Genomic DNA, 17073 nt, shown 5'->3' with positions numbered 1-17073 from the left:
CCGCTACGAACGCAAGGCCGAACACTTCCTGGCGTTCACCGCCATCGCCTGCAGCCTCATCTGCTACCGCAGACTCTCCAAATGAGACGACTTCTAAAGCGGGTGTCGCAGGTTCGAATCCTGTCGGTGGGCACAGCGGGGAAGGCCCCGGACCAATCTTGGTCCGGGGCGTTTGACATCCAGTTATCGGCAAGCGCCAGGTCGGCCGACGGCGTTGGCCTGGTTGGAGTATGTCTGGGGCCGGAGGGTAGCCCTCCGGCCCCGCGCCGTGTGGCCGTCAGTAGAGATTCAGGTAGTTCTGCCAGCCGGCGCCGGCCTTGATTCGTGCGCCGAACGTGCCGTTTCCGCGGCCCGGGTTGACCCAGACGTTGCCGGCGGAGTCGCGTTCCAGCAGGTCCGCCTTGCCGTCACCGGTCACGTCGCCTACGCCGATGATCGTGTTGTATGCCTGCCCCCAGTCGGCGAAGACCTCCTTGCGCGCTGCGTAGTCGCCCTTGCCGTTGCCGGTCATGAGCCACAGGTTGCCCAAGTGGTCGTACGCCAGCAGGTCCCCCACCCCGTCACCGGTGACGTCCCCGACCGCGATCAGCTTGGTGTACGCCAGGCCGTTGCGCAGCAGCACCCGCGCCCCGAACCGGCCCTGGGCGGTGCCCGGGTACAGGTACAGGTTGCCGTTCGACGCGCTCCACGCCAGCAGGTCCGGGTACCCGTCCCCGTTGACGTCGCCGGTGTAGCCGAGCCACTTGAACTGGTTCCAGCCGGTGCCCAGGTCGGTGTAGGCGTTGCCGTTGTACAGCGCCGAGTACACGCGCAGATCACCGGACGGCGTGCGCACGAGCATGTCGTTGGTGTTCCGGTCGCGCAGAGGACCGAACGGCACCACCGTGGTGCCGGCGGGCCAGGTCGACTTGTCCTGGAGCGGGATGAAGGAGCCGTTTCCGGTGCTGTCCTTGAAGGAGAAGGTGGTCGCCGAGGTGCGGACCACGATGTCGCCGAAGGTGTCCTGCAGGCCGTTCGCCGACTGGAAGTCGTGGAACGCCGGTGCGCCGCCGGGCAGCAGGGTCGTACCCGTGGTGGTGGCGTCCGGCCCCCGGCCGTCGGCCGGCTGAGCGGTGATCCTCCACGTGTAGGGCCCGATCGAGGGCCGGGTGATGCCCGGCTCGGTGCCGTCCCATTGCGCGGTGAACTGCGCGCGAGCTGGACCGCCGGTGACGGTGCTGACGACCCTGCCGGTGGCCACGCTCGTGACGGTCAGCGTCCAGGAGGCGATCGGGCGGGTGACCTGCCATGTGCCCTGCCACGCCGTACCGGCGCTCCTGACGCCGGTGGTCGTCTGGCCGTACAGGGCCACGTCGGACGGCGACACCCCGCTGGGTACCACGTGCACCGTGCCGTCGCTGCCCGAGTACGCGATCCCGCCGCCGTACGGGTCGACGGTCCAGCCTTGTCCCAGCACGGGGTCGACCAGATCGGCGACCTTGCGGGTCTGCGCCGTACCGCTGGTGACGTCGGTGACGCTGAGGGTGCTGCCGGAGGCGGTCGCCACGAACCCGTCGCCGAGCGCCGTGTCCCCGTCGGCGGTCCACGGCACGGGCACCGACGTGCGGGTCACCGTGTTGTAGACCCCGGCGCCGCCGTCGGCCGTGGCACAGGCCCAGTAGATCCACGGGCCGTTCGCCCGCAGTACCGACAGCGGGCAGTCCGCGACGTGAAACGTGCCGGGCGCGGGGGCGGTGGAGGGGGACGTGTTCAGGTTGACGCCGGTGACCGTGCCCGGCGCGGTCTGGGTCCACAGGGTGGTCGCGGACAGTGCGAACGTCTTGAAGGGCAACTGGTCGGTGTCGACGCCCGTACCGACCTGGATGACCCGGGTCCCCGCCGATGTCAGGCCGCTGAACGCCTCCGTCGAACCGGCCACCTGGACGTCGCTCAGGTGGGACAGGCCGGTGGGGGTCATGGATCCGGCGCCCGCACCGATGTCGCCGTTCGCCGCGTTCACCACGACCGGCGAGCCGTTGGCGGACGCGAACAGCGCGTCACCCTGTGGCAGAGAGGCGGCCAGCGAGGTGGTCGAGCCCGTGGTCCCCGCGGCGTCGACGGGCAGTTCGGTGTGCTGCATCCGGGAACGGTCCGGGGTGTATGGACTGGTGTAGGCGGTGGTCAGTTCCCCGTTCGCCAGCGCGAGGGCGTCGGGCCGCCAGGTGGCCGTCGGGAAGTCCGCGAGGGCGGTCGAGTCCACGGAGCCGTCGGTGGCAGCGGTCAGCACACGCAGGGTGGTGCCGGACGCCGATGGCTGTGCGACCACGACCTTGCCGTCCGGGGACTCCGGATCGGTGAGCGGTGCGGCGGCGGCCAGGTAACCGGTGCCCAGCGACTGGCCGGGCCCCCCGTTCAGCGGGAGCGCCGACAGCGTGAAGCCTGGGGCTCCTCCGGACGTGGCCACGATGAGGTTGTCCCCCACCACGCCGACCGGGCGGGACCGGCCGGGCAGGCTCAGGGTGACGGACACCGGGGGCGCCGTGACGTCGCCCGCGTCGAAGACCCGGACGTCGCCGGCGGCGTTCAGAAAGACGAGCTTGCCGTCGCCGACAGCGAACTGTCCCGTCCCCGGCAGCGAGGACGCGTCGATCACGGAGGTGCTGCCGTCGGCGTTGATCCACAAGTAGTGTGGGGCGCCGTCCTGTTCATAGCCCATCATCATGTGATCGTTGTCCCCGCCGCCCCAGACCGAGGTGCTGAACACGGCGCCGGCCGGCACGGCGACCGGGGTGAGGGTGCCGTCCGGCGACGCGAGCGCCAGCCCCCTCCCTTGGTTGGACACCAGGGCCTTTCCGGCGAAGGCGCCGTACACGTAGCAGTCGCAGGCCGTTCGGCGGCTGCCGTCGGAAAGGCTTTGGAACACCAGCGGAGTGCCGCCGGTCCCGTTGGCGTAGAACGCCACCAGCCCGTTGCCGGCGTACCGGGCGTTCCCGGCGCCGGAGGGGAGCGCCAGTTGGGTGGTTGTCCCCGAGGCGAAGTCGGTCCAGGCGTAGCTGTTCCCGTAACTGCCGTGCAGGACGCCGGTCGAGGAGACGTCGACCACCTGGCCCGGGTCGATGGAGGCCGGAACGGTCTCGGCGGGCAGGGTGATCGGCGCGGTGACCGGTCCTGGTGTGGTGGTGTCCGCCCAGGCGACGGGAACAGCGCAGGTTGCCGCGAGCACGGTCGCGGTGGCCGCGGCCAGCAGGCGGCCGCGTCTGTGAGGGTGTCGAGTCACCCGTTCCTCCCCATGAAGGGAGCGCACCGGGCGCTCAACGCCGGCCATGGTGGGGGGAGGGGGAGCACGCCGGCGGCCGGTACCCAGTCCGCTCAAGTCGCGTCAGTGTACGCACCCTCCGCCCGCACCACGGCAGGGGGCCCGCACCCCGCGCCGGCACGCTCCTTCTCCGTTCTGAGGCATCGGGGCTCCGGCACGTCCACGCCCCGCAGACCTCCGCTTCCGGTGCCCGAGGAGCGCTCTGCCCGCTGACGACACCACTCCGGCTGAGTGCGCGTCGGTCCACTCGGCTTCAACTTGGTTCCGCTGGTACAGAAGAGGTAGCTCGGTCTGTCGGCTGTCCCTTGGGGTACGCCGTGTGCGTGTGCCGGGCTCGACGTGCCGGTGCGGTGGTTGTGCCCTTGAGGGGTGATGGCCACCGTGAGCGGGTGATTCTCGTTCCGGGCTGGATGTGGCAGCGGGGGGCGGTGAGCCGAGGGGTGAGCGCCGGGCTCGCCGCGGGCGCCTTCTTCGGGGCATTCGTACTCGTCGAGGCGACGTCATGGGTGGGCGCCGCGGTGGTCTTCGTGGTGCTGGGCCCGTTCTACGGGGTCCGGGTGGCTCGCCGCATGGACAGGATCTGGCCTGAGGCCAAGCGCATGGACCCCGTCGACCGCGCGACCGTGGTGCGCGCCACCCGGCGAGGCGAGGCGATCGAGGATCCCCGGTTGGCGCCCGCGGTCGTCGCATACGTCGGCGCTCTGCGCCGGGCCGCGGAGGAGGACCGGCTGCGCCGCTGGGTGGTCCCGCTCGTCACCGCCTTCGCGGTGGCTCTTGCCGTGTACGACACCGTGATGAGCACCCCGGGCGAGACCGTCGCCTCGTGGCTGGTGGTCGTGCTCCTCCTGGCCGACCTGATGTGGTGGCCCCGCAGCCGAGCCCGCCTGCTGGCCCGAGCCGATCGGGCGGAGACGTCGGCCCGCCGTGTGACGGACGTGGGCTGAACTCCTCACAGCCTCAGGCGGCCGGCTCCGCTCACCGCGCGCGGCGAGCGGCCGCCTTGATGCCGGAGAGGGAGTGCGCCGACACTCGGCCGGTCGTCTCCTATTGTGTCCCTGTTCGCAGACTGGGATGGGGGACCCGTTGGGCAAGAGAACCTCAGCGCTTGTCATGGGCGTCGTGCTGGTGCCCTTCGCTCTGTCCTCCTGTTCCTCTTCGTCTATCAGCACCGATGCCGCGGAGGCCAAGGCCGCGTCCGAGGACCCCGACCACGGAGTTTGGACGGGAGAAGACCTCAAAGCCCTCCTGCTCCCCGTAGGTGCGCTACCTAAGGGATACAAGCCCGACAGGGACTACACCGCCGACAGTGGCACCCACTTCGGTGCCACCGTGAAGAAGCCCATCTCCAACAACTGCACCTTGCTCGAAACCAACACTTGGGTGGATGCCGCCGGCATTGGCATTGCCTCCTATGCTCAGGCCGACTTTCAAAAGCCCTCCAAGGAGGAGTACTCCGAGGACATCGACTCCTTCCGCGGTACCGACGCATGGACCGCGATGACGCGCCTCAGGAAGTACGTGGCGAGCTGCGCCACCTTCAAAGACTCCTCCGGCCCCGCAGTGGCGACCTTCAAGGTGGCGACGAAAGCGGTGCCTGACCTGGGCGACGAAAGCTTCGAGACCGTCTTGTCCGCCGCCGTCTACGAGGGCGGGCAGACCATAGTTGTCTCCCGCGTCGGTCACGACATCGTCTTTTCCGAGAACAGCGTCTATTCCAGCGACCGGGGGGCACTGGCCCTCGGGCTCGCAAGAAGACTCGTTGCGAACGTGAGGGTGAAGACCGGGAACTGAACTGCGGCGCCGATCTCAAGGCTTGCGGCAGGGGATCCAAAGCAGGGTCAGGTTCGTCCAGATCACGAGGGTGACGTCGTTGTCCGGGTCGTGGCCGGTGAAGGAGTTGTAGCCCGGCAGTTCACCGCCGTGGTAGGACATCGCGGCGTGCGGGCCGAAGCGCTGGTGGGCGATGCCGTAGCCGTACTTCTGCCCGCCGGGCGCGGCCGGGTCCTCGGCGCGCGGGCTGTGCAGCCCTTGTGCGGAGCCTTCCGGACCGGGCCGCAGCCTGGATGTCGGCGGGATAGGGCCGGTCGACCGGTGCGTAGGCCGATCCGCCGTACATGTAGCCGTGTGAGTAGGGGGCGGGGAGGGACAGGTCGTGGGCGCCGGGCAGTGATGTATGCGTCAGGCCGAGCGGGGCGAACAGCCGGTTCCGGAACTGCTGGGCCAGTAGGTGGCCGCCCGCTTTCTCGGCGACGAGGCCCAGCAGGGCGTAGTTGGTGTTGCTGTACTCGTAGGACGCGCCGGGCGCGAAGTCCGGCGGGTGCCGGAACGCGATGTCCAGCATCTCCCGCGGCGTCACGGCTCTGCCCGGGTCGGTGTCCATCCTCGCCGCGAGTTCGGGTGCTGCTGTGTAGTCGTGGAGCCCGCTGCGCATCTCCAGCAGCTCGGCGATGGTGATGTGTCCGCCGTCCGGTACTCCGGGCAGGTAGGCGGACACCGGGTCGGTCAGCCGGAGCCTGCCGTCCTGCGCGAGGAGGAGGATCAGCGCCGCGGTCATCGTCTTGGTGTTGGAGGCGATCCGGAAGTGGTCGGCCGTGGTGGGGGTCTGGCTGTGCCCAGCTCGGTTGTGCCCACGCTCGCCCGGTAGGTTCCCTGCGGAGTGCGCAGCAGGACCAGCGCACCGGGGACCATGAGTTTCTTCGCCGCTCGCGCCACGGCGGATTGCAGCGCGGCCGGATCGATGCGCTTCAGTGCCGAGGGGGTGGGGCCGGGGGAGCTCGCCGTCACCGCAGGCGTGACCGTGGCGTCCGACAGGGCGGTGGGGCCTTCCGAGGGCACGGAGCAGCCTGCGATCAGCAGGACCGCGGACGGCGCCAGGTGGGACAGTCGGCGGGCGGTACGCGATGCCCCGCAGCCCGCTCCCGGCCGGCGCGTACGGTCAGGTATGCCGTCGTCTGCTCCGGTGTTCCTCATGCAGGCTTCACAGCCCTCGCGTTCGGCGGTCACAGCCGGTGCCCTACGGGGTGATTTTATTACCTTCCATGCATATATGGCCTGTTCCCGCGGCCGTCACAGGCTGGTGAGGAACGTGCGGACGGCGTCGGCGAACCCGGTCGGCGCACTGGTGGGCAGCGTGTGGTCGGCATCGAGCTCCACCAGCCGGGTTCCGGGCCGGCGTTCGGTCATGGCCGTGGCCTGCTCGGGGGCGATGACGCCCTTGGTTCCGCGGAGCAGCAGGGCGGGGCAGGTGGTGGCGGTCCAGTCGTCCCAGTGGTCGCCGTGCACCTGGTTCTCGGACTCGTACATCTCCTGGGGGTGGAAGGGGAGCCGCCAGCTGCCGTCGGGGTTCTGCCGCAGGCGGTCGGAGAAGTACGGGGCCGCGGGCCCCATGCCCTCGATGAGTGCTGCGCGGGTGGGGGCCTCGTACGGCAGGGAGAGCAGGAAGCCGAAGGGGTTGGAGCCGTCCAGGCCGAGTGCGGCGGCACCCTCCACGTTGATCAGGGCGCTGACGCGCTCGGGGTGTCGGGCGGCGAACTGATAGGCGTTGATGGCCCCGAGGGAGTGCCCGAGCAGAACGGCCCGGTTGAGCCCCAAGTGGTCGAAGAGGGCTTCGGTGTCGGCGAGGTAGCCCTCGCGTGAGTAGTCGGCGGCGCGGTCCGACTCGCCCTGGCCGCGCTGGTCCGGTGCGATCAGGCGCCAGGTGGGGCCGAGCGCCCGGGCGAGCGGGGCGAACGTGGCGCCCTCGGACAGGTGCCCGTGCAGGGCGATCAGCGGGCGGCCGGTGCCGCCGAAGTCCAGGTACGACAGGCGGCGGCCGTCGAGGTCCAGAGTGGCCCGAGTGGCGGTGTCGGTCATGGAAGTCCCCCTTGCGTCCAGATCGCTCGGTTGCGATGGCAGAACCGTACGCGCGAGTTGGGCGTTCGCGCAATACGATCGTATAAGACGTCTGTATAAATCGAGTCCGGTGGAGGGGTTGGATAGCGTCGCCGGCATGGGAAACCGTGAGGATCTGCTGGCCGGCGCCAGGAAATGCCTGGAGGAGAAGGGGTGGGCCCGTACGTCGGTGCGTGACATCTCGGCCGCCGCGGGCGGTGTCAGCATGGCCGCCATCGGCTACCACTTCGGCTCCCGGGAAGCGCTGCTGACCGCCGCGCTGATCGAGGCGATCGACGAGTGGGGCACCCGGCTGGGCCGCGCCCTGGCGTCCTTCGGCGGGCCCGGCGGCACCCCGGGCGAGCGGTACGAGGCGATGTGGGGCGCGATCATCGAGTCCTTCGAGACCGACCGCACCCTGTGGGCCGCCTCGGTCGAGGCGCTGGCACAGGCCGAGCACTCCCAGGACCTGCGGCGTTACCTGGCCGGCGGGCAGGTCCAAGGGCGCCGAGGGCTCGCGGCGGTTCTGTGTGGCACCTCCGAGGAACAGGTCGACGAGACGACGGTCCGCACCCTGGGTGCCGTGCACATGGCCCTTCTCGCGGGCGTCATGACGCAGTGGCTCACGGATCCGGGCTCGGCTCCCACCGCCCGCGAGATCGTCGCCGGGATACGCGCCCTCGCCGGCACCATCGGCGCCGTAGCGGACGACGCACCGGACGGCGGCAGCCAGGCGCGTCCGTGACGGCAGCCGGAAGGGTGCCTGACCGTCGCGATCCGCGTCCCCCTGCGGATCGTCGTGCTGGTGCTGGTGCTGGTGCTGGTGCTGGTGCGGATGGCGTGGGACGCGCTCGTCGCCACCGGAAGGTTTCTGCGGGACACCGTGCTCAGGCCGCTCGGCCGGGCGCTTCTGTGGGTCGGAACGGCCCTGTTCGTACGGCCGTTGGCGGGCCTGTGGCGCCATGCCCTGGTCCCCGTCGGCAGGGCGCTCGCCCGGCTCGGCACCGTCGTCGTACCGGCGGCATGGGTGTACGCGCGCGTGCTCAGCCCGGTCGGGCACGCGGTCACCTGGCTGCTGCGGGGCATCGCCATGTCCTCGCCGCCGCGGGCAACGGCGTGTGCACGGCCGTCACCCGGCTGGCCCGGTACCTGCTCGTCGTGCCCGCGCGATGGTTGTACGACCGGGTCCTCACGCCCGTCGGCCGTACCGTCGCCCGGTGCGCACGAGGGCTGGGGTGGCTGCTGGGCATGATCGGCACCGGCATCGGGGTCGCCCTGTACGGGACCCTCCGTGTCCTCCTGGTCCTGCCCGCCCTCGCGCTGTGGCGCTGGGTTCTCGCCCCTGTCGGCCGGTTCCTCGCCGTGGTGGCGTACGAGGTCGGCGACGCCCTCGGGCACGCGTGGCGGATCGCCGGACGGATCTCGCGGGCCGTCGGCCGTGCGCTCGCAACCCTCTTCCGGTGGATCTTCGTGGAGCCGCTGCGCCGGGTGTACCGGACCGTCCTCACCCCGGTCGGCCACCTCGTCCGGGACGCCGTGCTGCGGCCCGCCGCCGAGGGCGCGCGCGTGGTGGGCCGGGCCGTCCGCGAGGCGCTGGCCTGCGCGCGCGACACGGTACGGCAGGCCCGCGCCGACTTCCGGCGGATGCTGTTCGGCGATCCGGGGCAGCCGGCCCCGGTGGACCGGCGGGAACTTCAGCGGCCCGCGACACGTAGTCTTGGTAGCAGTACGACCGCACTCACGAAGGACTAGGACACTGGGCAAGCGACAGCCCGAAGGCCCGCCGCCCGCACCCGCGGTGCAGCGCATCCGACTGCGCTACACCAAGCGCGGCCGCCTGAGGTTCACCAGCCACCGAGACTTCCAGCGCGCCTTCGAGCGTGCGCTGCGCCGCGCCGAGGTGCCCATGGCGTACTCGGCCGGATTCACGCCGCACCCGAAGGTGTCGTACGCCAATGCCGCACCCACCGGCACGGGCAGTGAGGCGGAGTACCTGGAGATCGCGCTCACCGCACCGCGCGACCCGGAGACCCTGCGCGTCCTCCTCGACGAGTCGCTGCCCACCGGGCTCGACGTCACCGAGGCGGTCGAGGCACGGACCCCGGGCCTCGCCGACCGGCTGACGGCCTCCGTCTGGGAGCTGCGGCTGGACGGCGTCGACCCGGCCGACGCCGAGCGCGCGGTCGACCTGTTCAACCGGGCCGGGACCGTCGAGGTCCAGCGGATGACCAAGAACGGCGTCCGCACCTTCGACGCCCGCCCGGCCGTGGTGAGCCTGGAAACGCACGGTTCACCGGCTGATAGGCCTAGCGACCAGCCCTGTGCGATACTGCGGCTGGTTGTTCGGCACGTGACGCCTGCCGTACGACCCGACGACGTCCTGTCCGGTCTCCGCGCCGTGGCCGACCTGGCGCCGCCGGTCCCCGCAGCGGTGACCAGGCTGGCGCAGGGGCAGTTCGATGAAGAGACCGGCACGGTGACCGACCCGCTCGCGCCCGACCGCGAGGCAGCCGAGGCCCTGACGGCCCAACCGGCCGCCGCCGCGACGGCGCCGACGCCGGAAGGTCCCGCGTAGGGACGGACGTCGTAGCGCCGCCCTCGTACTCGGGAGCCACCTGGGTCGGGCAGCGCACCGACCAGAAGACTTTCGCCAGGCCGTACCGACAAGGCGTACGGAACCGGCGAGACAGGACACAGAGTGCTCCCGTGCGGCGCCCGCGCCCCGGACGGCGGCCATCGCGCACCGCGCGGGCCGCGGACGTCAACGGCGTACGGTCTTTGCGGACCTACGCCGGGCCAGGCGCGGCGCCCGGGAGCCTGACGGGAGAAACGCCCGCATGCTCGAGCCGATCGAACCCACTGAGGGTTCCGAACTGAACACTCCCAGCGACACCCTGCCGCCGCGCAGGCGTCGCCGTGCCGCCTCCCGCCCGGCGGGCCCGCCGGCCGTGGGAGAGGCCTACGCCGAAGTGACCGTGCCGGCCATACCGGCCGCCGAGCCCGACGAGGTCGCCGAGGCGACTGAGGCCGCTGAGGCTGAGGGAACCGAAGAGGCCGTAGCGGCGATGGAGGCCGAAGAGGCCGGTGCGCAGAGCGCCGAGGCGCAGGCCGAATCGGCCGAGGCCGCCGAGGCACCCGCTGCCGAGGAGGCCGCGCCCGCAGGGCGCCCGCGCCGTCGGGCCACGCGCCGGGCGTCCGCGCCTGCCGGTGCGCCGGCGTCCGCCGAGGCCGTCGTACCGGCCGCGCGTGCCGCCGAGACCGAGAAGCCCGCGGCCGTCACCGAGGGCGGCGAGGTCGTCTCCGGTGAGGAGGCCGCGCCGCGCCGCACCCGCCGCCGCGCCACGCGCACCGTCTCCGCGCCCACAAGTGCCGCCGCCGGTGACGCTGAGGCCGGTGTGAGCGAGGAGGCCCCGGCCGCCGCCGAGGCACCCGCCGCGGAAGAGGCCGCGTCCGCGGGGCGCCCGCGTCGCCGGGCCACGCGCCGGGCGTCCGCGCCTGCCGGTGCGCCGGCGTCCGCCGAGGCCGCCGAGGCCGTCGTTCCGGTCGTCCCTGCCGCCGAGACCGAGAAGGCCGGGGAGCAGCCCGCCGCCGCGGAAGAGGCCGAGCCCGCCGCCCGTCCGCGTCGCCGCGCCACCCGCCGCGCCTCCGCGCCCGCCGGTGCGCCGAAGGCGGCCGAGCCCGTGGCCGCCGAGGCCGTCGCCGAGTCCGCCGAGGCTCCGGCCGTTGCCGCCGAGCCTGTTGCCGGTGAGGAGGGCGCCGGGCGTCGTACCCGCCGTCGGGCCACGCGCCGGGTGTCCGCGCCCGCCGGTGCGCCGTCGGCCGCCGAGTCCGCCGAGGCTGAGGAAGCCGCCGAGGCCCCCGCGGCCGCGGCTGCCGTTGCCGCTGAGGTGAGCGGTGCCGGTGAGGAGGGCGCTGAGCGTCGTACCCGCCGTCGGGCCACGCGCCGGGTGGCCGCGCCCGCCGGTGCGCCGGCGTCCGCCGAGTCCGCTGCCGCCGAGGCCCCGGCCGAGCCCGGTGCCGAGGCGCACACCCCGGAGGTTCCCGCGACCACGCACACCACCGAGCCCGCCCCCGCCGCCCAGGCGCCGCAGGCCCCCGCGTCCCAGGCCCCCGCCGAGGAGGCCGCACCGCGTCGCACCCGGCGTCGGGCCGTGCGCCCCGCGTTCGGGTTCGCCGAGCCCGCGCAGCCCACGCAGCCCGCGCCGGCCGCCGAGGGCGAGGAGCCCGAGGCCGAGGCCCCGCGCAAGCCCGCCCGCCCGGCCGTCGCCGTCTTCCAGGCACCGGTGTTCACCGAGCCGAAGTTCCAGACTCCGGAGCGTGCCGCCGCCGAGGCCGCCGCCGAGGCCGCCGGGGCGGAGGAGCCCGAGGAGGAGGCGGAGGAGCGCGCCGAGGCCGGTGCGCGCCGTCGCCGTCGCCGCCGGGGTGGCGCCGCCGAGGAGACCCGGGCCGTCGAGCCCGTCGCCGAGGAGGAGCCGGAGGAGTCCGCCGAGGCCGTCGCCGAGGACGAGGAAGCCGAAGAGGCAGAGGAGGCCGAGGAGGCCGAGGAGACGGAGGGCGCCGAGGGCTTCGAGGAGTCCGGTTCCCGTCGGCGTCGCCGTCGTGGTGGCCGCCGTCGCCGTCGCGGTGAGGCCGCCGAGGGGGAGGGCGCGGACGCCGAGGAACTGGCCGCCGAGCAGGCGGCGCAGGACGCCGAGGACACCGCCGAGCAGGAGGAAGAGGACGCCGAGGAGGCCCACGAGGAGGCCGGTGCGTCCAGCTCCAGCAGCCGTCGCCGCCGTCGCCGTCGCCGTCGGGCCGGTGACACCACCGTCGACACCGAGCCCGGCGAAGGCGACCCCGAGCGCACCGTCGTCAAGGTCCGTGAGCCGCGCAAGCCCGCCGAGCCGTCCGACGAGGTGCAGTCCATCAAGGGCTCGACCCGTCTGGAGGCGAAGAAGCAGCGCCGTCGCGAGGGACGCGAGCAGGGGCGCCGCCGCGTTCCGATCATCACCGAGGCCGAGTTCCTGGCCCGCCGTGAGGCCGTCGAGCGCGTGATGGTCGTGCGGCAGCACGGCGAGCGCACGCAGATCGGCGTCCTCGAGGACGGCGTGCTCGTCGAGCACTACGTCAACAAGGAGCAGTCGACCTCGTACGTCGGCAACGTCTACCTGGGCAAGGTCCAGAACGTGCTGCCGTCGATGGAGGCCGCCTTCATCGACATCGGCAAGGGGCGCAACGCCGTTCTCTACGCCGGTGAGGTCAACTTCGAGGCGCTGGGGATGGCCAACGGTCCCCGTCGTATCGAGTCCGCGCTGAAGTCGGGGCAGTCCGTCCTCGTCCAGGTCACCAAGGACCCGATCGGGCACAAGGGCGCCCGTCTGACCAGCCAGGTCTCCCTCCCCGGCCGCTACCTCGTGTATGTGCCCGAGGGCTCGATGACCGGCATCAGCCGCAAGCTGCCCGACACCGAGCGGGCCCGGCTGAAGACCATCCTCAAGAAGATCGTCCCCGAGGACGCGGGCGTCATCGTGCGCACCGCCGCCGAGGGCGCGAGCGAGGAGGAGCTGCGCCGGGACGTCGAGCGGCTGCAGGCGCAGTGGGAGGACATCCAGAAGAAGTCGAAGAACGGCAACGCGCCGACGCTGCTGTACGGCGAGCCGGACATGACCGTCCGGGTCGTGCGCGACATCTTCAACGAGGACTTCTCCAAGGTCATCGTCAGCGGTGGCGACGCATGGGAGACGATCCACGGGTACGTCTCGCACGTCGCGCCGGACCTGGCCGCCCGGCTGTCGAAGTGGACCTCCGAGGTCGACGTCTTCGCCACCTACCGGATCGACGAGCAGCTCGCCAAGGCCCTCGACCGCAAGGTCTGGCTGCCCAGCGGCGGTTCGCTGGTGATCGACCGGACCGAGGCGATGGTCGTCATCGACGTCAACACCGGCAAGTTCACCGGCCAGGGCGGCAACCTGGAGGAGACGGTCACCAGGAACAACCTGGAGGCGGCCGAGGAGATCGTGCGCCAGCTGCGGCTGCGCGACCTCGGCGGCATCATCGTGATCGACTTCATCGACATGGTCCTGGAGTCCAACCGCGACCTGGTGCTGCGCCGCCTGCTGGAGTGCCTGGGCCGCGACCGTACGAAGCACCAGGTGGCCGAGGTGACCTCGCTGGGCCTGGTGCAGATGACCCGCAAGCGGGTGGGCCAGGGCCTGCTGGAGTCCTTCTCCGAGACCTGCGTGCACTGCAACGGCCGCGGTGTCATCGTGCACATGGAGCAGCCGGTGTCCGCCGGCGGCGGTGGCGGCAAGCGCAAGAAGCGCGGCCGTGGTGCCGACGCCCAGGAGCACGTGCACGAGGCCGCCGCCGTGGCCGTCGAGACCGGCGAGGCCATCGAGCCCGAGGCGGAGACCGCAGTGGAGGTGGCCGCCGAGGTCGCCGAGCCGGTCGCCCTCCCGGCCCCGCCCGCGGCGGAGCCGCTCAAGGATGCTTTCGCGCCGGACGAGGAGCTGTACAGCAGCGTCGCCGAGGCGGAGGCGGCGGCCACCCGTGGCCGTACGCGGCGCCGGGCGAGCCGCCGGGCGTCGGCTCCGGCGGGCGCGCCGAAGGCCGAGGCCCGTCGCGGGCGGATCGAGGAGGCCCTGAAGACCGAGGCCGCCGTGGCACCGACCGCGCAGGACGTCACCGTCGAGGAGGCGGCGGCGCGCCCGGTGCGTCCGGAGCCCGTCGCCGAGGCCCTCGCCGAGCCGGTGGCCGCCGAGGACCAGGTGGTCCGGGCGCCGCAGGCCGAGACCGTCGAGGAGGCCGCGCCCAAGGGCCGTACGCGCCGTCGTGCGACCCGGAAGGTGTCGGCCCCGGCCGGTTCCCCGGCGGGTGCCGAGGCGGCCGTGGTGACGGTGCCCGAGACCGCGCCCGCGGTCGAGGTACCGGCGGTCCGGCCCGCGGCCGAGACACCGGCCGAGGCCGCTCCGGCAGCCCCGGTCGAGGAGGCACTCGCCGAGGACGCCGCGCCGGCCCGTCCGCGCCGTCGTGCCGTGCGCAAGGTCGCCGCGCCGACCGCGTCCGAGGAGGCGGCCGTCGTGGTCGTCCCGTCGGCCGCGGGGGAGGAGGCCCCGGCGGGCGAGGTCACGGCGGGCGAGGTCACGGCCGAGGAGGTGGCCGAGGCGACGGCTCCGGCCAAGAAGGCGGCCCGCAAGACCGCCAAGAAGGCTACAGCGAAGAAGGCCGCCGCCAAGAAGACCGTGGCGAAGAAGACCGCGGCCAAGAAGACGGCCGCCAAGAAGACCACGGCCAAGAAGGCGGCCAAGACGGCCGCCGCGAAGTCGACGGCGAAGAAGACCACCACGGTCTCCGCTGCCGGAGACGCGGGCGACGAGGGCTGACGCCCGGCGTGTGGGGCCGGTCCGCGTGACCGGCCCCACACCCCGGCGGGCCCGGTTTGACCCTCCAGGTCATGGCCCCGTAACCTTGACCGTCGGCGTGTCCACTGAACGCGCCACATCCCCGTAAACCTCTTCCTCCCGGGCACTGGGTTGGCCGGGAGAGGTCGTCCGTGGTGGTTCTGGGCGGCTGGCCTGCGGGGGTGCCGGTTCTGACGAGCGAAAGAGAGATCCGCGTGTACGCCATCGTGCGCAGCGGTGGTCGCCAGCACAAGGTTGCTGTCGGCGACATCGTTGAGGTTGACAAGATTTCCACTGCCAAGGTTGGCGACACGGTCGAGCTCTCGACCCTGCTCGTTGTCGACGGCGACGCTGTGACCAGCGACCCGTGGGTGCTGGCCGGCATCAAGGTCCAGGCCGAGGTCGTGGACCACCACAAGGGCCAGAAGATCGACATTCTGCGCTACAAGAACAAGACCGGCTACCGCCGTCGGCAGGGCCACCGCCAGCAGTACACGGCGATCAAGGTCACGTCGATCCCCACGGCTGCGAAGTAAGGGACTGAGGAGAGATGGCACACAAGAAGGGCGCATCGTCCACCCGGAACGGTCGCGACTCGAACGCCCAGCGGCTCGGCGTGAAGCGCTTCGGCGGTCAGGTCGTCAACGCGGGTGAGATCCTGGTCCGCCAGCGCGGCACCCACTTCCACCCCGGCGCCGGTGTCGGCCGTGGCGGCGATGACACGCTGTTCGCCCTGCAGGCCGGTGCGGTGGAGTTCGGTACCCACCGCGGCCGCAAGGTCGTGAACGTCGTTCCGGTCGCCTGAACCAAGGCATAGACCGAACGTTTCGCGAGGCGGACCTCACTTCCCGGTCGGGAAGGCGGGTCCGCCTTTCGCGTGTTGAACAAGGACAAAACCGTATTTCTCTGGAGGCACTGAACCATGACCACCTTCGTGGACCGCGTCGAACTGCATGTCGCCGCGGGTAACGGAGGTCACGGCTGTGCCTCCGTACACCGCGAGAAGTTCAAGCCGCTCGGCGGCCCGGACGGCGGCAACGGCGGCCGTGGCGGTGACGTCATCCTGACCGTCGACCAGTCGGTCACCACGCTGCTGGAGTACCACCACTCCCCGCACCGCAAGGCCACCAACGGCAAGCCCGGCGAGGGCGGCAACCGCTCCGGCAAGGACGGCCAGGACCTGGTCCTGGCGGTGCCGGACGGCACGGTCGTACTGGACAAGGCGGGCAACGTCCTCGCCGACCTGGTCGGCCACGGGACGTCGTACATCGCCGCGCAGGGCGGCCGCGGCGGGCTCGGCAACGCCGCGCTGGCCTCCGCCCGCCGCAAGGCGCCCGGCTTCGCGCTGCTCGGCGAGCCCGGTGACCTGCACGACATCGTCCTGGAGCTGAAGACTGTCGCCGACGTGGCGCTGGTCGGCTACCCGAGCGCCGGCAAGTCCTCGCTGATCTCCGTGCTCAGCGCCGCCAAGCCGAAGATCGCCGACTATCCCTTCACGACGCTCGTGCCGAACCTCGGTGTCGTCACCGCCGGTTCGACCGTCTACACCATCGCCGACGTGCCGGGTCTGATCCCGGGCGCCAGCCAGGGCAGGGGACTGGGCCTGGAGTTCCTGCGGCACGTGGAGCGGTGCAGCGTGCTGGTGCACGTGCTGGACACCGCGACCCTGGAGTCCGACCGGGACCCCGTCTCCGACCTGGACGTCATCGAGGCCGAGCTGCGGGAGTACGGCGGCCTGGACAACCGGCCCCGGATCGTCGTCCTGAACAAGGTCGACGTGCCCGACGGCAAGGACCTCGCCGAGATGGTCCGGCCCGACCTGGAGGCCCGCGGCTACCGCGTCTTCGAGGTGTCGGCCGTCGCCCACATCGGGCTGAGGGAACTGTCCTTCGCGCTCGGTGACCTGGTCGCCGGGGCGCGTGCCGCCAAGCCCAAGGAGGAGGCGACCCGGATCGTCATCCGGCCCAAGGCCGTGGACGACACCGGGTTCACCGTCACCCGCGAGGAGGTCGGCGGCGAGCCGCTGTTCCGGGTGCGCGGTGAGAAGCCCGAGCGCTGGGTCCGCCAGACCGACTTCAACAACGACGAGGCCGTCGGCTATCTCGCCGACCGCCTCAACCGCCTCGGTGTGGAGGAGGAGCTGATGAAGGCGGGCGCCCGGTCCGGCGACGGCGTCGCCATCGGACCCGAGGAGAACGCGGTCGTCTTCGACTGGGAGCCTACGGTCATGGCCGGTGCGGAGATGCTGGGCCGCCGTGGCGAGGACCACCGCTTCGACGAGGCCCGGCCCGCGGCACAGCGCCGCCGGGACAAGCAGGCCGAGCGGGACGAAGCCCTGCGCGAGTACGACGACTTCGACCCCTTCGAGTAGGAGGGCGTGAGCCCAACCGTGCGGCGGGGGGGGGGCCCGGGGGGGCCCCCCCCCCCCCCCCCCCCCCGCCGCCCCCCCCCCCGTTCCGGCCGGGGCCCCCCCCCCCCCCGGCGGGATTTTGTGTAAACATCCCACACCCCCACACACCCCCCCCCCAC

The 17073-nt window shown here is 72.2% G+C and carries 12 protein-coding genes and 2 pseudogenes; 10 read left to right on the top strand and 4 right to left on the bottom strand.

Annotated features, from left to right (window positions below; all coding sequences use genetic code 11):
* Positions 1 to 85 (top strand): annotated as a pseudogene (locus ACFYZB_RS45920) (IS5/IS1182 family transposase); the annotation flags it as partial.
* A gap of 192 nt (positions 86 to 277) precedes the next feature.
* On the opposite strand, the gene ACFYZB_RS45915 reads toward ACFYZB_RS45920, so the two are convergent.
* Entirely contained in the window at positions 278 to 3256 is a 2979-nt protein-coding gene (locus ACFYZB_RS45915) for an FG-GAP-like repeat-containing protein (RefSeq protein ID WP_388767966.1), read from the bottom strand.
* 428 nt (positions 3257 to 3684) lie between these two features.
* Here ACFYZB_RS45915 and ACFYZB_RS45910 point away from each other — a divergent pair, with 428 nt between their 5' ends.
* Both ACFYZB_RS45910 and ACFYZB_RS45905 read left to right on the top strand, forming a co-directional pair.
* Positions 3685 to 4239: a hypothetical protein gene (locus ACFYZB_RS45910; protein WP_388767964.1), complete on the top strand. Its 555-nt coding sequence runs from the start codon at positions 3685 to 3687 to the stop codon at positions 4237 to 4239.
* Positions 4240 to 4378: 139 nt separating this feature from the next.
* Entirely contained in the window at positions 4379 to 5086 is a 708-nt protein-coding gene (locus ACFYZB_RS45905; RefSeq protein WP_388767962.1) for a hypothetical protein, read from the top strand.
* A gap of 15 nt (positions 5087 to 5101) precedes the next feature.
* Here ACFYZB_RS45905 and ACFYZB_RS45900 read toward each other — a convergent pair whose 3' ends face one another.
* The 3 genes from ACFYZB_RS45900 to ACFYZB_RS45890 all read right to left on the bottom strand — a co-directional run bounded on the left by ACFYZB_RS45900 (position 5102) and on the right by ACFYZB_RS45890 (position 7147).
* The gene (locus ACFYZB_RS45900; RefSeq protein WP_388767960.1) at positions 5102 to 5227 is read right to left on the bottom strand and encodes a hypothetical protein; all 126 of its coding nucleotides are present in this window, start codon (positions 5225 to 5227) and stop codon (positions 5102 to 5104) included.
* Positions 5208 to 5870 carry a serine hydrolase domain-containing protein gene (locus ACFYZB_RS45895; protein WP_388767969.1) on the bottom strand — a complete coding sequence of 221 codons (663 nt, stop codon included), beginning with the start codon at positions 5868 to 5870 and terminating at the stop codon, positions 5208 to 5210. Before ACFYZB_RS45895 ends, ACFYZB_RS45900 begins: the two co-directional genes overlap by 20 nt.
* A 491-nt stretch (positions 5871 to 6361) precedes the next feature.
* Positions 6362 to 7147, bottom strand: coding sequence for an alpha/beta fold hydrolase (locus ACFYZB_RS45890; protein ID WP_388767958.1), 786 nt, complete (start codon positions 7145 to 7147; stop codon positions 6362 to 6364).
* 136 nt (positions 7148 to 7283) lie between these two features.
* Between ACFYZB_RS45890 and ACFYZB_RS45885 the strand changes: the two genes are divergently transcribed.
* The 7 genes and pseudogenes from ACFYZB_RS45885 (at position 7284) to obgE (ending at position 16915) form a co-directional block, all read left to right on the top strand.
* On the top strand, positions 7284 to 7910 hold the full coding sequence (locus ACFYZB_RS45885) for a TetR/AcrR family transcriptional regulator (protein ID WP_388767956.1): 627 nt from the start codon (positions 7284 to 7286) through the stop codon (positions 7908 to 7910).
* Positions 7911 to 7928: 18 nt separating this feature from the next.
* Positions 7929 to 8917 (top strand): annotated as a pseudogene (locus ACFYZB_RS45880) (hypothetical protein).
* A gap of 46 nt (positions 8918 to 8963) precedes the next feature.
* Positions 8964 to 9740, top strand: a complete 777-nt coding sequence (locus tag ACFYZB_RS45875) for a TIGR03936 family radical SAM-associated protein (protein WP_388767954.1) — start codon at positions 8964 to 8966, stop codon at positions 9738 to 9740.
* Between the two features lie 262 nt (positions 9741 to 10002).
* Positions 10003 to 14526: an Rne/Rng family ribonuclease gene (locus ACFYZB_RS45870; protein WP_388767951.1), complete on the top strand. Its 4524-nt coding sequence runs from the start codon at positions 10003 to 10005 to the stop codon at positions 14524 to 14526.
* 233 nt (positions 14527 to 14759) lie between these two features.
* Positions 14760 to 15080, top strand: coding sequence for a 50S ribosomal protein L21 (rplU, locus tag ACFYZB_RS45865; RefSeq protein WP_009188585.1), 321 nt, complete (start codon positions 14760 to 14762; stop codon positions 15078 to 15080).
* Positions 15081 to 15094: 14 nt separating this feature from the next.
* Positions 15095 to 15349, top strand: coding sequence for a 50S ribosomal protein L27 (gene rpmA / locus ACFYZB_RS45860; RefSeq protein WP_055703572.1), 255 nt, complete (start codon positions 15095 to 15097; stop codon positions 15347 to 15349).
* 117 nt (positions 15350 to 15466) lie between these two features.
* Positions 15467 to 16915: a GTPase ObgE gene (gene obgE / locus ACFYZB_RS45855; protein WP_388767948.1), complete on the top strand. Its 1449-nt coding sequence runs from the start codon at positions 15467 to 15469 to the stop codon at positions 16913 to 16915.
* Positions 16916 to 17073: the final 158 nt, after the last annotated feature.

Origin of the sequence: Streptomyces sp. NPDC001852, assembly GCF_042891825.1 — a bacterium.
Classification (GTDB): Bacteria; Actinomycetota; Actinomycetes; order Streptomycetales; family Streptomycetaceae; genus Streptomyces.
Note: the sequence above shows the minus strand (reverse complement) of the source record. Positions and strands in the feature narration are given on the sequence as shown.

Bases quoted from the DNA above. Each gene is read 5' to 3' on its own strand.
- ACFYZB_RS45900 (WP_388767960.1), bottom strand. From the start codon at position 5,227: ATGTCCTACCACGGCGGTGAACTGCCGGGCTACAACTCCTTCACCGGC.
- ACFYZB_RS45890 (WP_388767958.1), bottom strand. From the start codon at position 7,147: ATGACCGACACCGCCACTCGGGCCACTCTGGACCTCGACGGCCGCCGC.
- ACFYZB_RS45885 (WP_388767956.1), top strand. From the start codon at position 7,284: ATGGGAAACCGTGAGGATCTGCTGGCCGGCGCCAGGAAATGCCTGGAG.
- ACFYZB_RS45870 (WP_388767951.1), top strand. From the start codon at position 10,003: ATGCTCGAGCCGATCGAACCCACTGAGGGTTCCGAACTGAACACTCCC.
- rpmA (WP_055703572.1), top strand. From the start codon at position 15,095: ATGGCACACAAGAAGGGCGCATCGTCCACCCGGAACGGTCGCGACTCG.
- obgE (WP_388767948.1), top strand. From the start codon at position 15,467: ATGACCACCTTCGTGGACCGCGTCGAACTGCATGTCGCCGCGGGTAAC.